This window comes from Chryseobacterium vrystaatense (genome assembly GCF_000737765.1).
Classification (GTDB): Bacteria; Bacteroidota; Bacteroidia; order Flavobacteriales; family Weeksellaceae; genus Chryseobacterium; species Chryseobacterium vrystaatense.
Window position 1 is genome coordinate 327,120 of the sequence record NZ_JPRI01000004.1, and the last position, 14,578, is coordinate 341,697.

At 36.3% G+C, this 14,578-nt stretch carries 15 protein-coding genes; 5 read left to right on the forward strand and 10 right to left on the reverse strand.

All coding sequences use genetic code 11. From position 1 onward, the window contains the following. Nucleotides 1-71 precede the first annotated feature (71 nt). Nucleotides 72-386: a DUF4286 family protein gene (locus tag IW16_RS13555; RefSeq protein WP_034745089.1), complete on the forward strand. Its 315-nt coding sequence runs from the start codon at nt 72-74 to the stop codon at nt 384-386. A gap of 42 nt (nt 387-428) precedes the next feature. Here the strand turns inward: IW16_RS13555 and IW16_RS13560 are convergent, their stop codons facing one another. From IW16_RS13560 to IW16_RS26130, 4 genes are all read right to left on the reverse strand, one after another. After that, complete coding sequence (locus IW16_RS13560) at nt 429-662, reverse strand: hypothetical protein (protein WP_034745091.1); 234 nt, start codon at nt 660-662, stop codon at nt 429-431. Between the two features lie 146 nt (nt 663-808). Further along, nucleotides 809-1,303, reverse strand: coding sequence for a GNAT family N-acetyltransferase (locus IW16_RS13565; RefSeq protein ID WP_034745093.1), 495 nt, complete (start codon nt 1,301-1,303; stop codon nt 809-811). A 5-nt stretch (nt 1,304-1,308) separates the two neighbouring features. Beyond that, nucleotides 1,309-1,821 (reverse strand): DUF421 domain-containing protein, encoded by a 513-nt coding sequence (locus tag IW16_RS13570; protein WP_034745094.1) that lies wholly within the window; start codon nt 1,819-1,821, stop codon nt 1,309-1,311. Between the two features lie 204 nt (nt 1,822-2,025). Then, the gene (locus IW16_RS26130; protein ID WP_084694546.1) at nt 2,026-2,160 is read right to left on the reverse strand and encodes a bacteriocin-like protein; all 135 of its coding nucleotides are present in this window, start codon (nt 2,158-2,160) and stop codon (nt 2,026-2,028) included. 205 nt (nt 2,161-2,365) lie between these two features. Here IW16_RS26130 and IW16_RS13575 point away from each other — a divergent pair, with 205 nt between their 5' ends. Beyond that, the gene (locus tag IW16_RS13575; protein WP_034745096.1) at nt 2,366-2,851 is read left to right on the forward strand and encodes a hypothetical protein; all 486 of its coding nucleotides are present in this window, start codon (nt 2,366-2,368) and stop codon (nt 2,849-2,851) included. A 33-nt stretch (nt 2,852-2,884) separates the two neighbouring features. Beyond that, nucleotides 2,885-3,265: a DUF7079 family protein gene (locus IW16_RS13580; protein WP_034745098.1), complete on the forward strand. Its 381-nt coding sequence runs from the start codon at nt 2,885-2,887 to the stop codon at nt 3,263-3,265. A 52-nt stretch (nt 3,266-3,317) separates the two neighbouring features. On the opposite strand, the gene uvrA is transcribed toward IW16_RS13580, so the two are convergent. The 5 genes from uvrA to IW16_RS13605 form a co-directional block, all read right to left on the reverse strand. After that, a complete protein-coding gene (gene uvrA / locus IW16_RS13585) occupies nt 3,318-6,149 on the reverse strand; it encodes an excinuclease ABC subunit UvrA (RefSeq protein WP_034745100.1) in 2,832 nt (943 codons plus the stop codon). Between the two features lie 310 nt (nt 6,150-6,459). Next, the gene (locus tag IW16_RS13590; RefSeq protein WP_034745102.1) at nt 6,460-7,392 is read right to left on the reverse strand and encodes a DUF3829 domain-containing protein; all 933 of its coding nucleotides are present in this window, start codon (nt 7,390-7,392) and stop codon (nt 6,460-6,462) included. A gap of 24 nt (nt 7,393-7,416) precedes the next feature. Continuing rightward, nucleotides 7,417-9,303 (reverse strand): type VI secretion system baseplate subunit TssF, encoded by a 1,887-nt coding sequence (locus IW16_RS13595; protein WP_034745366.1) that lies wholly within the window; start codon nt 9,301-9,303, stop codon nt 7,417-7,419. A gap of 25 nt (nt 9,304-9,328) precedes the next feature. Then, nucleotides 9,329-9,769, reverse strand: a complete 441-nt coding sequence (locus IW16_RS13600; protein ID WP_034745104.1) for a GPW/gp25 family protein — start codon at nt 9,767-9,769, stop codon at nt 9,329-9,331. Nucleotides 9,770-9,938: 169 nt separating this feature from the next. Continuing rightward, nucleotides 9,939-11,354, reverse strand: a complete 1,416-nt coding sequence (locus IW16_RS13605; RefSeq protein ID WP_034745106.1) for an APC family permease — start codon at nt 11,352-11,354, stop codon at nt 9,939-9,941. A gap of 143 nt (nt 11,355-11,497) precedes the next feature. Between IW16_RS13605 and IW16_RS13610 the strand changes: the two genes are divergently transcribed. Next, nucleotides 11,498-12,013: a DUF4920 domain-containing protein gene (locus IW16_RS13610; RefSeq protein WP_034745108.1), complete on the forward strand. Its 516-nt coding sequence runs from the start codon at nt 11,498-11,500 to the stop codon at nt 12,011-12,013. A gap of 77 nt (nt 12,014-12,090) precedes the next feature. Here IW16_RS13610 and IW16_RS13615 read toward each other — a convergent pair whose 3' ends face one another. Next, nucleotides 12,091-13,200 (reverse strand): M14 family zinc carboxypeptidase, encoded by a 1,110-nt coding sequence (locus IW16_RS13615; RefSeq protein ID WP_034745111.1) that lies wholly within the window; start codon nt 13,198-13,200, stop codon nt 12,091-12,093. Nucleotides 13,201-14,038: 838 nt separating this feature from the next. Here IW16_RS13615 and IW16_RS13620 point away from each other — a divergent pair. Continuing rightward, a complete protein-coding gene (locus tag IW16_RS13620; protein WP_034745112.1) occupies nt 14,039-14,575 on the forward strand; it encodes a helix-turn-helix transcriptional regulator in 537 nt (178 codons plus the stop codon). Nucleotides 14,576-14,578 lie beyond the last annotated feature (3 nt).

Sequence of the window (14,578 nt, forward strand, 5' to 3'; positions counted from 1 at the left end):
GGCTAATTTACGAAATTTTTACCGATTTTTGTGCTAGAATTTATTCAGAAAATCTTAAAAATTCATAAAATATGAGCTTATTGAGTATAACTTTCCATTGCACGAAAAACAATATTGAAGAATGGGAAAATTATATCGACGAAACACTGGTCCTTATGGCGGAAAACCTTATGGATGTCAACAAATATATTCTTTCCGAAGTACATACCGACTATATTGATGAGGGTAAGAATTATAATCTCCTTCTGATGTTTGACAATGAAGAACTCAGAGAAGATTTCATCAAAAGTGAAATGCTGAACATTGCAGAAAGAGTTGAAAAAAAATTCGGAACAGAAGTCATGATCTTCAATACGTTTCTGAATCCTAAAAAATCCAGATTTTAAATAAAATCAAAAGCCCTGAATTTTTCAGGGCTTTTCTATTTTTCAATCTCTGTGGTGTTTTTTACCTTTATGCTTATGGTGGCGACCTCTGTCATCATCGTCATAGTAATAAACTCTTTTTTTGACGTGTCCAGGCGCATAGTATCTTGCGCTTCCTCCATACATTTTCTTGGCATGTCCCGGCGGAACTCTTCTTGCATGCTGATCATGCACTACACATGATGACATCATGAACAAGACCGTAACAACCCCTGCCATTTTAATTAAACCTTTCATTATTCTACTTTTTCAAATTTCAGCAGGGAAATAACAAGGTTGATGCCAAAGCTTGAAAAGAGGTTAAATATTAGAAATTAGTTGTGTCCCCTATTTTAAAATTTATCCGTAATTTCAGATGACCACTTCTACTTTGTAGAATACAACTAATCTATTATGTCGCTTCGCTTTTCAAGCATCACAAGATCTTTCCATTGTCCGTTGAGCTTTCCTATCTTTTTTCTGACCCCTACTGTTCTGAATCCGTTTTTCTGATGGAATCTTATCGATGCTTCATTTTCCGGAAAAATATTGGCCTGCAATGTCCAGAATCCATGGCTTTCACTGTCAAGAATCAACTTTTTCAGCAACACCGAACCTAACCCCTTTCCCTGATAGGAATTTTCAAAATAAATACTTACCTCAGCTACTCCTTTAAAGCATTCTCTTTTGCTTACGGGTTTTAGCGCACACCAACCTACTATTTCATTGCTTTCGTTTTCCAGTACCCAGCGGCAATCATTGAAATACTCCATATTCCATGCCTCAGCAGTCGGTACTTCTGTTTCAAAAGTAGCTATTCCACCATCCACTCCCATTCTGAAGATTTCCAGTACTTTTTTTTCATCACTGGGAAGCATTTCTCTTAATTCGTAATTCATTATATTTAATGGTATTTTCTTTTATTTCTTCTTTTTATTCTTGAATAATGTGTCTGTTTTCCTGTTTCATCCTGTGAAATAACACTAATGTTTCCATCTACTTCAAGGATAGAAAGTTTTACATCTTCTATTTTTTCAACACCGTGCTCTCTAATTGCTTCTTCCAACTCATCTTTTGTGATCTTCACCCTGTTTAAAGCAGTCTGGTCTATCATCCCATCCCTGATCAGAATCACAGGATCCTCTTCCATGAATGTTTCAAATTTACGGTTGGAAAACATGAGCCTTTTTAAAATAAAGTTAGCAGCAAAAAGAACAAGAGCCGCAATCAAACCTCCCTGTAGTGAGGTATCTGGGCCCACTATTGCATTTTGGACTGCATTGGAAATAAGGAGAAGCAACACTACATCCCCTGCATTGAGCTGAGAGAGCTGATTTTTACCAAAAAGGCGAATCGCAACTACCATAAAAAGGTAAACGCAAAGGGAGCGCACGACGACATCAAGAATAGGATTCACAGATCACATTTTATAATCAAATGTATACATTTTTATGATTGACTGCTCAATTTATTTTTAACACACTTAATAAAAAAATTGAGAAATCTGAATATGATTTAAAACTTCAACGGAAAAAAAATCTGAAAGATTTTGCCAGTATTATCAAATAAAATAATTAGCACGTTCTCATAAAAAAAGCTGCCTAAAAAGCAGCTTTAATTATTAAGGGCATTGAGCGATTGGAATTTCGCTGCATACTACTTTATTTAATCTTTCGCAGTATACACAATACTTTTTAGGTTCACCTCCGTACACGGATTTCAAATCTGTCTTTGTAAGTTTCTTTAAATTTTTCATATCGTTTAATTTTATGTGTGCTCAATTTATAACGGATTTCTGAGTTATTTATTACAATTTAATATTTAAAGCTTTCAAGATTTATAGATGATCCTACACGATATAAATACTCAAAAAAATCAACCCCTTTTTATGAAAATCCTGTTTAAAATTTATTCCGTATCTTTCAATAAGCCAAAAACATCACACCAAACAATAAAAAAATATGGAAATTATAACACCAAAAGGAGCCCACGCCGGGCAATTGGAACCCGCAAAAAAATCATTAATCTCTAATGGTCTTCTTTCCGGTCAGGATGATATGGGTAATTACAATAAAGGAATATGCCATGATGTGGTAGCCTATGCTTTATACATGAGAGGAGCGGCTATATCTCCGAGTGAACTTGTACAGTTCCATGCACAGGGCTGGCTCAATAAATTCAATTATTCTGCAGGAGAGAAATGGAATGGTTATTCTGTAATTCCTAAAGGAAAAGCTATAGGATTTTACAGAGTAAGAGACACAACATGGTTTCATTCTGCGATCACTACAGGCAGCGGTTCAGAAATCAGATCTGTAAACGGGTTTTCACTGGGAACTGCCTGGTCTGTTCCTGTAGATATGAAATGGGTATTAGGCAAGCGTAACTCTGATGGAACATTTAATTATGATGGAACTAAAATAGAGGTTTACATATCTTCTTTGTAAAAGAACCTGAACATCATTATTTAGCCTTGCAAAATGTCAACGTCAATAAATATTAAAGAGCGAAAACCTATTTGGATCGCTCTTTCTGATTTTTATCTCGATACTGAACTTCAGGATTCGGACTTTCAATATGTTGCAAAGACAATTCTGGAAAGCCCATATGGTTTCGAAGAGGTAAAAAAAATAAATATTTATGAAGTCTTTCCTGTTCTCCAATCCAATCTATTGCAACCTGCCGGTGAGTGGGCAGGTTTTAATGAAAAATGGCTGATTGAAGCTATTATGAACCACCTTGAAACCAGAAACAGCTTTAATCATTTGATGATCAGTATTAATTATAAAAAATATGGCTGGATGCAGGAAGACTATTGGATACGGCTGGAAAATATGTATAATAAAATTCGGAAAGAATAAAAAAAAGAATCTGCTTTCACAGATTCTTTCATATAATAATATAGATATTTTCTTATTCCAATTCCCTCTTCAGAAACTTTCCAGTCAAACTTTTCTTAGACTTCACGATTTCTTCAGGAGTCCCCTGAGCTACGATCTGCCCGCCGTGTTTTCCTCCTTCAGGTCCAACGTCGATAATATGGTCGGCTAATTTTATGACGTCCATATTATGTTCGATGATAATGAATGAGTTTCCTAATTCTACCAACTGATTGATCGCTTCCATCAAGATCTTTACATCTTCAAAATGAAGTCCGGTAGTCGGCTCATCCAGGATATAAAGTGTATTTCCAGTCTGTCTTTTGGAAAGTTCTGTTGCCAGCTTGATACGCTGCGCCTCACCTCCTGAAAGCGTTGTGGACTGCTGTCCAAGGGTAATATATCCTAATCCTACATCCTGAAGGGTCTTTACTTTAGCAAAGATCTTAGGAATCGGCTGGAAGAAGTCAACGGCTTCATCAATCGTCATATCCAGTACATCAGAAATAGATTTCCCTTTATAGCGTACTTCCAGAGTCTCTCTATTGAAACGTTTTCCATTACATGTTTCGCAGTGAACGTACACATCAGGCAGGAAGTTCATCTCAATTACTTTCAGTCCACCCCCCTGACAGGTTTCACATCTTCCTCCTTTTACGTTGAAAGAAAATCTTCCCGGTTTATAACCACGGATTTTACTCTCCGGAAGTTCTGCGAAAAGATTTCTGATGTCTGTAAACATTCCGGTATACGTTGCAGGATTTGAACGGGGTGTTCTTCCGATTGGCGTTTGGTCTACATCTACAATTTTATCAATATTGTCCAGACCTTCTATCTTCTTATACGGAAGAGGCTCCTGAACTGCTCTGTAAAAATGCTTGTTCAGGATTGGGTATAAAGTCCCGTTAATCAGCGATGATTTTCCACTTCCTGAAATTCCCGTTACCACAACCAGTTTTCCTAAAGGAATATCTAAAGTAACATTTTTAAGGTTATTTCCTGTAGCTCCTTTTAAAAGGATATTTTTACCATTTCCAACTCTTCTTTCTGAAGGAACTTCTATTTTTCTTTTTCCATTAATATACTGTGCCGTGATGGTATCTGCTTTTAACAGGTCCTTTGGTTTTCCCTGCCACAGGATTTCTCCTCCGAATTTTCCAGCTCTCGGGCCAATATCCAATACCTCATCAGCCTCCAGGATCATATCTTTGTCATGTTCAACCACAATCACAGAGTTTCCAATATCTCTTAGGTTCTTTAATGAATTGATCAGCCTTTCATTGTCTCTCTGGTGAAGTCCGATACTTGGTTCATCCAGAATATACAGAACATTTACCAACTGTGAGCCGATCTGTGTGGCAAGACGGATTCTTTGAGACTCTCCTCCTGAAAGCGTTTTGGAACTTCTGCTTAAACTCAGATAATCTAAACCTACATCAAGAAGAAACTGAAGTCTTGTTTCAATCTCTTTCAAGATTTCGTAAGCGATGATTTTATTTTTCTCAGAGAACTTATCTTTAACATCTGACAGCCATTCTTTTAAATCAGATAAACTTAAAGCATTCACCTCAGCGATATTCTTTCCGTCAATTTTAAAACTTAAGCTGGCAGGCTGAAGGCGTGTTCCCCCACATTCCGGGCAGGTTTCTTCAGTTGTAAAGTGTCTTTCCAGCAACACAGCTTCGTAAGATTCTCTTTCTTCAATGATCTCTTCCATAAAAGAGATCATACCGTCGAAGCTTATTTTTATCTTTTTGGTAATACCTGCGTATTTCAGATCTTTATTAAATTCCTTATGGCATCCGTTGTAGATATAATCCAAAGCTTCCTCCGGAATGTCCTGCATAGGTGTTGACATTCCTAATCCAAAGATCTCAAGAATATTTTTGATCTGTGACAGAATCCATTTATTAGATTTAATATCTTCCAGCGGCAACAGTCCACCCTGATTGATCGACAGTTTAGGGTTTTCAACAAAGTAATCTGTATTGATCTTTTTGATCATACCCAATCCTTTACAGGCCGGACAGCTTCCTTTCGGAGAGTTGAAAGAAAATGTATTGGGTTCCGGAAGCGCCAGTGAATGGCCAGTTTCGGCATCCATTAGATTCTTCGAGAAGTATTCAATATCTGTACTTCCCAGTTTTTGAATCCCTATGATTCCCTCACCCATTTCCATTGCTGTACGAAGGGATTTTTCCATTCGGGTTTCTGAGGCATTCTCTCCAATGATCCAACGGTCAATAACGATATCAATATCGTGTGTTTTGTAACGGTCTAATTTAAGATCGTACTCTATATCCTGAAGTTCACCATCAATTCGTGCCTGGCCGTATCCTTTTTTTGCCATCTGCACGAAGAGCTCGTGGTAATGACCTTTTCTTGAACGTACCACCGGTGCCATCAGCATTATCTTTTCGCCTTTATAATTTTCCTTGATCGTTTCAAGGATCTGGTCTTCTGTATAACTTACCAGTCTTTTCCCTGTAGACAGTGAATATGCATCGGAAACCCTTGCATATAAAAGACGTAAATAATCATAAAGTTCAGTAACAGTTCCTACGGTAGACCTTGGGTTTTTGTTGGTGGTTTTCTGTTCTATAGCAATTACGGGGGAAAGTCCTTCAATCTTGTCTACATCAGGTCGCTCCAATCCTCCTAAAAACTGACGTGCATAGGCTGAAAATGTTTCGATATACCGACGCTGCCCTTCGGCAAAGATGGTATCAAAAGCCAAAGATGATTTTCCGCTTCCCGAAAGCCCGGTTATTACTACCAGTTCGTTACGCGGGATCTTAACATTAATATTTTTAAGGTTGTGTTCACGTGCTCCGTAAACTTCTATATATTCTGTTGATTTGCTCATAATTTGGAGTGACTCTGCCTGAAAATCACAATGTGCAAAATTACGGAATTTTATGGAATTGTATGAACCGGAAAGTTTTTATTAAAGTTTAATTTTAGTTAAATTTTTAGTCATGTAAAATTTTACTTTGTCCAGAGAATGCTATTTGTTATTTTATTGTTTTTATCCCCTTTATTATCAATTTGTTTCTTAGTGTATAAAACTTTTACCATAGCTTTTTCAAAAAACAAAGATTATTACGTTCGTTTTCATTGCAAGCAAAAAAGACTGATACAATGTACCAGTCTTTATGTATAGGTTGATTTACTATTTATTTTACAAATGAATTGTACGAATTAAGTACAGATTCATAAGAAGAATCGATCTGCTGGATATCACTATCAGAAATTTTCCCTGCACCTTTAGCATTACGGATCAATTTTCTATAAGTATCTAAAAATCCTGAAGCACTTTTGTTGAAACTTTCAAACTGTGATTTTTTGTAAGAATATTGTGGATCTTTGACATTGAAATCTAATTTTGAATTCGCTTCTACATTTTTGGCAAGATCATCATATTTTTTCTGAGCTTCCGCTTCATTGAACTTCCCTGAATACTGCTTATCCAAAACATCAATTGTAGCATCCAAAGAGTTCATAATACCTTTGGAAGAGACAATATACTCTTTCATGGGATGATCTTTGAGAATCACTTCTTCTGCAGCATCTGTTCCAGGTTTGATCTTTGCCACTACATTTTCTCCTGAAGTAAATACAGCCTGCGCATCGGCTTCAATTTCTTTTGTTATAGCATCTGCTTTTGCCCCTTTGTCATCTTTATAATCTTCAGAGGTCATATAAGATTTAAGCTCTTCGAACTTTTTAGTTATATTTTCCTTTTTAGCTTTGTAGGTATTAAAGTCCGCTTCTATGGCCGCTTTGTCTTTTCCAAACCCTGATGGAACTTCTTTAATTTTTCCAAATGAAAAATCCATTGAACTTATCACGATAGGCATCATTGTTACATTCTGCCCTTTTGCTTTAGCTGAGGCTGCTTCTGCATATTTGAGAATGCTTTCAATGTGTCTGGATGTATTCTTATAAGAATCTAAAAAGTTATTATTAAAATCAATAATAGCATTGGCATCATCTGCTCCTCCAAGATTCAACACAGATTTTCCCAGTTGGCTGACGTCTTTTTTACAGCTGATAACACCGACCGACGTAAATGTCAGAGCCATAGCAAGTACAATAATCTTTCTCATATTTTATAGTTTTAGTTTAGTTAGTTATATTTCGTCAAAATCGATATCTTCATTACTGATTTTTACCACATATTCAATTCCGTCAATAGCTTTTGAAATGATCTGATTTCTAATAATATTGGCCATATTTTCCCAGTACGCCCTACCATAGAAAGAATAATTCTGTGGGATGATCTCCACCTCAACAGTTCTTACAAAACCCTCTTTCGGTCGGTTGCTTATCATAGTGCCTCTTCTTACTCTTACCTCTTTCAACTCATCTTTAAGGATCATTCTGCAATAGTTTTTAACATCTTCCAGAGAAATAATCTTATCTCTTGTTGTTAAGGCATATTTATAAGCCTGGATACTGTCTGTTCCTTTCTGTTCCTCAGCTCCACCTATCGTTTCGGTAAGAAGAATAACGGTCTGTGACTTCAACTGATTGGACAGTTCCGTTCCCGGACGCATATGATTGGCCAGTGTACAGTGCGTAACCCAAAAAGAAGCATATGTGTGATCTGTCTTTTCTACAGGTTCCATGATCACATAATTCAGTTCCTGTCGGATATTTCTTTTTGCGTTATTGACTTTCTGTACCATGGTCTTCATTTTGTCAGACATTTCGCTGAGTACACCTTTTACATTATCTCTGTTTAAAAGTGAAAACGCAGCAATCTCATCTCTTGTAAGCTCAAGTACGTTAGCGATCATATCAACGGCATTTCTATTGGTAAACCGTTCCATTCCGCCTTTTCTAACCGTATAAAGACCTTTTTTAAGATCATCTGCAGGTGTAAAAGGAATTTCAGTATATCTTCTTCCATCTCCATCCTGAACCTCATCTACATATAGGAAATGCTCCCCTTCGTCTGTAACCAGAGGAATATTATTTCCCATAATATCAAGACTGTATTCCGTCTTTTTCCAACCTCTGTTATATATTGGGAAAGCATTCATTACAAATGAAAAGTTATCCAAAATTTCTGCAGAAAACTGCGGTGGGAATTCGAAAGTAAGCCATAAATATTTCTTGTCTCCAATCTGTTTTCTGATCTCTTCTTTTCCATCCAGAAAATCCAGATTCTGAGGCAGTTTTCCAGGTTCTGAAAATAGGCTGCTTGAAAGTCCCGTAATTTCAATGAATTTGTGACGGTATATACTCTTGATATCCTCAATAGCTTTATTTCGGATAGACTGTTCTTTGAACATCTGTTCGTATCCGTCAGGCTGGTTATTATTCGTAAGATAGCTTAGTCCTTCCCTTACAAACAAAGGATTTCCATTACTTGTAACGGTAATATAAGGAAGAAGCTTATAGACAAAATCCATATGTTCAAAAGCAGGGTTTGAACAGAACACACTGATATATTTAGGAAAGTTATCATTTGCAAATCTGCTCACGTCCACCCCTATCGTGATCTTTCGGTAATCTTCTGGTTTTCCCTGAAATCTGGCTACAGGTATTTTATTAAGTCGATCATCAACACTGTAGCAGGTATTTCCTACAAACATCACTGCGGTCTGCACTTTGTTAATACGTACGTTCCCTACCGGCGTAAATGGGATATTCAACTGTTTATCAGACTCTGATTTTACCGTAGAGGTCATTTGCTTACGGAAGAAAAATTCCGTGTGTTCCAGCAGAACTTCTGAAGACTCGTAAGGCAGCGTGAAAGCAACCGCATGAGCAGGGATCGGATGGGTATAGATAGAAGGAGTGAGAAGTTTTGCGAGTTTCTCCAGTATCCTTGCATTAACTGTCTGTATCTCGTTATTGGCTTTAAATACCTCTGTACTGAAAGCATCTATTAATAGTTTAACAAATGGATCCAGAGATTGCGGGCTTTTCAGTCCCCAAACTTTGGTGGCATTCTGAAGCATTCTAGCCTTTACAGATTCTTTGGAATATATATTTTGATCTAAGTTCATAAATTTTTCTTGCTGTTTAAAACATTTAGTCAATAGACATCGGACTTAAAAATAATTCTGTAGAAAAGCTGAAACGCTCTCCTGTTGCCTCCATTTTTGCATTGATGGCAATTCTTACTTTCTTTTTGATCTCTGTGTGTTCTTTGGTATCGTAGCTGTGTTCTACAAATTGAATGTGGGCATCAACCTGTGCATGTACGATCCTTGGCTCATATTCCTGAATCTGCCTTCTTAGGCTTTTAATAAAAACATTCTCCCAAACGGCACTGGTAACTCCATTATCGAATTCCAGGCTCCATACGTCGTTTCCATAATTGTCATCATATCGGTTCTCTCCTTTTTTGGTGGTGATCAGCAGCATGATATTGTGCGCAATGCTTTCGCCCATGTCGCAAATATCAATGCTCCCTCCCTCAGTCATGAGCGTTGAAGGCACAAAAGGCATTCTGTAATTTGGTGTATCCATAGTCAGCTTCTTAATTTTTTACTTCATGGTCTAGTTGACTTAAAAAGAAGTACCAAAATACACATTTTCATGAAATAAATAGGAAAAGACATCAAAAATATTACGAAAACAAGGGCTTCCAGAATTGTCTGGAAGCCCTGGAGTATTATTAATACCGTTCAATGTTATCTTATTGATCCGTTTGTTTTTTTCTGTTAATAAAGTAATAGACCGGAAGACCCAGTAATACCATTAAAAATCCAGGCCAGGTATATTGTTGTTTGTATATCAAAAGCAATACGCAGAATCCGGTTCCAATAAGAAGATAAATAATCGGAGTTAACGGATAAAGCCATGTTTTGTAAGGTCTTTCAATATCAGGTTTTTTGAATCTTAAATAAATAACCCCGAAGACAGTAATCATATAAAACAGAACAATCACAAAAGAAATCATATCCAGCAGATTGCCATATTGCCCGCTCAGACAAAGTATTGAAGCCCAAATTCCCTGCATCCATAAAGCATTTGCCGGAACTTCATTCTTATTGTTTTTCTCCGCTGAATTAAAAAACATACCGTCTTTTGCCATAGTCTGAAACACTCTCGCACCTGCCAGAATAAGCCCATTGTTACATCCAAATGTAGAAACCATCACAAGAACAGCAATAATAATCGTTCCGGCGCTGCCGAAAATATTCTGCGATGCTGCTACTGCAACCCTGTCATTGGTAGCAAAAGCGATACTTTCTCTGTCTAAAGCATTCAGGTATACAAAATTTACCGCCAGATAAAGGATCATTACAGCAGAAGTCCCGTAGATCATCGATTTAACGATGTTTCTTTTTGGGTTTTCCACCTCTCCGGAAACAAAGGTTACACTTTCCCAAGCCACTGAGCTGAAGACTGAGCCTACCATTGCTGCAGCAATACCTCCAAGCAAAGTCATTCCACCGATGGGTTCCCAACCTTCTTTAAGAAAATTACCACTAATATCTTTTTTAAGATTACTAAACGAATCTAAGCCAAGACTGAAATTTTCAGACATATGCGAAAAATCAACAAGGATGAATCCGGCAGCAATCAATCCCAATAAAGCAATTATTTTTGACCCTGTAAATATATTTTGAAGCAGCTTTCCACTTTGAACCCCTCTTGTATTAATATAAGTAAGTAAAAGAATAACCGCCATTGCCAGAATCTGTATCCATGTAATTTTGAATTCCCCGCTCTGAAAAAGTGGCGCTGCATCATTCAATGATGGTACAAGGTAAGCAGTAAATTTACCGAAAGCCATCGCTACTGCTGCAATAGTTCCTGTCTGAATCACCGTAAACAGTCCCCATCCATAGAGGAATCCCATTCTTTTTCCGAAGATTTCCTTAAGATAGGTGTACTGCCCGCCTGCTTTTGGAAACAAAGCTGAAAGCTCTCCGTAGCTGATTGCAGCGGCTACCGTCATCACTCCGGTAATAATCCATACTATTACCAACCAGAAACCGGATCCAAGGTTCCGCATCATATCGGCACTCACAATAAAGATCCCACTTCCGATCATAGAACCCATTACCAGCATAATGGCATCCCAAAGTTTCAGTTTTTTTTGCATAGTCAAGTATAGGGCTCAAATATAAACAAATCTGTCATTCATTTTGAAATTTGTTTAAAATTTACTGCACCACCTGTTTTTTATCAACCTTTTATCGAATTGTTATTCAATTTTAATTAGTACTTTTGAAAAAAATATTAAAAATGAAATTCAAGGCTATATTATTTGCTGCAGCAGTGAGTGTTTCAACTTTAGCTTTTGCACAGGAGACGTCACAGAAAAAGTTTGGACCACCGGCAGGAAATGCTGTTGTAGGTGATGCTTACGGAGCTGGAGTGGTTTCAACTTCAGAATCTAAAGCCATCACAGTAGATAAACTGAGCAAGAAGCTTAAAAAAGATAATAAAAAAGTGGAAGGTGTAGCAGTTAAGGGAAAAGTAACTGATGTTTGTGAGAAAAAAGGATGCTGGCTTACCATCCAAACTGAAGATAACTCTCAGTTTTTCGTAAAGATGAAAGATTATGCATTCTTTGTACCTACCGCATTAAAGGGTAAAACAGTAGTACTTGAAGGAACTGCAGAAAGAAAAGTAACCTCAATAGACGAACAAAAACATTATGCCGAGGATGCTAAAAAGCCTCAGGCTGAAATTGATGCTATCACAACGCCTAAAGAAGAGATTAGATTTGTAGCCAATGGAATCAAAGTGGTGAACTAATTTTTATCAACATAAAAAATAACGACCTCAAAAAGCAGTACTTTTTGAGGTCGTTTTCTTTTACACAATCCGTTTTTCTAGTCTTCTATCTTAAATTCCGCTACGGCATCAAGTTTTGGATATTTGGTAGCCGCAACAAATCTCTTACCTGTACAGTCTACTTCCAGCCAGCCTTTTCTTTTTTTCACATCTCCCACTTCCATTACGAAAGGAACAAAAGATATTTCATCTTTTCCCTCTTCTATAATTTCACGGTACTGAACAGCAACATCAAGAATGCATTCATGATCTGTATTCAGTTTTACATTTCTGTATATAATATCATAGTGTGTCTCCTGGTTTTCCGGAATTTCAAGATATTTCTCCCATCCTTCAATACCAGAGTCCAGTTCACTGATAGCTTTTAATGCATAATATAAAGCAACCGTGTAATATTTTCTGGTACCTTTCCTTGTATAATCATCTGCGAAATGACCTCCTTCAAATAAAATTGTCGGCATTCCTGCTTTAATAAAGTTATCTCCCGTAGAAGTTGGATAAAACTCATCAGAATATCGTCCGATTTGATTTGGAATTAATTCTTTGAGATGTTCATAAATCCTTCCTATTACAGCCATACATTTTTTCCTGTTATCTGTTATGGTACGTTCTTCATTTTCTGAAGGCGCCAAAAATGAGAGTGTAGCAGGGTGTATACCATCTGTCGTAAAAATCGTTCTCTGCTCATGCAAGTTCAGTGCATAGTTATATTTACCTGAAGCAACAGCTTTCTTAAGAAATTTTATTTCTCTGCTGGATTCATTATGGAAGTCTCTGTTCAAGTCAATATCTCCTGCGTTCAGTCTGGTCCATCTTTCAGATCCATCCGGATTAAGCATAAAAATAAATTCGAGGCTGATCTTAGTAAAAAGCTCTTCTTTCATTTCCGGAACCTTATCCAAAGTTTCCAAAAGATCGAGCATAGCATGGGTAGCGTTTGACTCATTACCGTGCATTTGTGACCATGCAAGAACTTTAATAGTTCCGGTTCCGATGCTTAACTGATAAATAGGTTTATCTAAATATGATCTTCCGATCTCCTGAATATAATCGCTGAGATTTGTCTGTAGGTAAGAAAATAATTTTTCAGGGGAAATATAGCGGTTTACAAAATTAGGATTGGGAGAATAGATCTGTTCAAAATTCATTATAAATAATTTACAAGAGTCAAATTTAATGATTTTTAGACAAAAAGCATTGGTTAACATTTGTAATTTCACCAAACAGACCGTACTGCCATTTTGTCTGTTGATAAAATTGTTAATTGAATATAACCTAAACATATTAATTCATATACCTTATTTTCAGTTATTTACAAGATTTATCTAAACAATATTTACAACATTGCTTTAAGTGACAAAAAGCCTATTACTCTGTAAATAAGGGTATTATTATTAAACGTCATTGCTGTGGAAAACTTAGTTGAATAATGCTATATACAAATGTAAATTGACTTCTTTTTGTATTCTATCTATGAAATTCAATTTACTTTAGCTTCATTAGCTCTACATCTTGGTCATTTCAAATACTAAAATGCTTTTACAACAAAGAGTACAGATTGAAAGCTTGCATAATACTGATGATTAGCCATTTAAATGGTTAATTTACATCTGTATACTGCAAAAAAAGGTCTTATATGATCTAAAAAAACCTATTCCATGAAATATTCAATAATTAGGAATTTACATTTGACAACACTAGTAATCAGACATTTATTGGTTAATTAACGTTTAGATAAGTATTTTAATAATTCTTTCACTCTTAGCACTCAACAAAAATGATCAAAGAAATTAGACGCTTATAAAAAGTTGTTTACTTTGTTAAATAGTGGTGTAATCAAAAGATAAATACTCTAAATAACTGTAAATAATCACGTTATATCTGTTTACATCTGTATACTGATGAAATTAAACAGAATTTACTTTTGTGATTTGTTTGTGTAAATTATATTGTTTACATTTGTAACACAATTGACAACTTAGTTTTATGAGTTTAAACGAAAGAATTTCCAAAGTTATTGAGTATTCCAATCTCAGCCCTTCCGAGTTTGCAGATGAGATTGATGTGCAGCGTTCTTCCATTTCCCATATTACTTCAGGAAGAAACAAGCCGTCTCTTGAATTTGTCATTAAGATCAAATCCAGTTTTCCCGAAATCCTTTGGGATTGGTTGATAACTGGTGAAGGTGAAATGCTGAAGTCAGAATTACCGGAAACAGAATCATCAAATGAAGAACAACCCACTGATGACAAAGTGAGACCTACTCCGCTCCCCGACCTCTTTACTATGATGAAGGATGATGATGACTTTGGAACAGAAGACGTAAGTGAGTCTGTGAAAGAGAGCCCACGAGAATCGTTTATACCACCACCTTATAAGACTCAGGAAAATATAACAGATTCTCAGCGATTAGAAAATTCTAAAGATCATATCATAAGTCAAGCTATTGGTAATCAAGAAAATAAGATTAAAAGAATTGTTCTGTTCTATGAAAATGGAAAATTTGAAAGTTTTGAGCCATAAAAA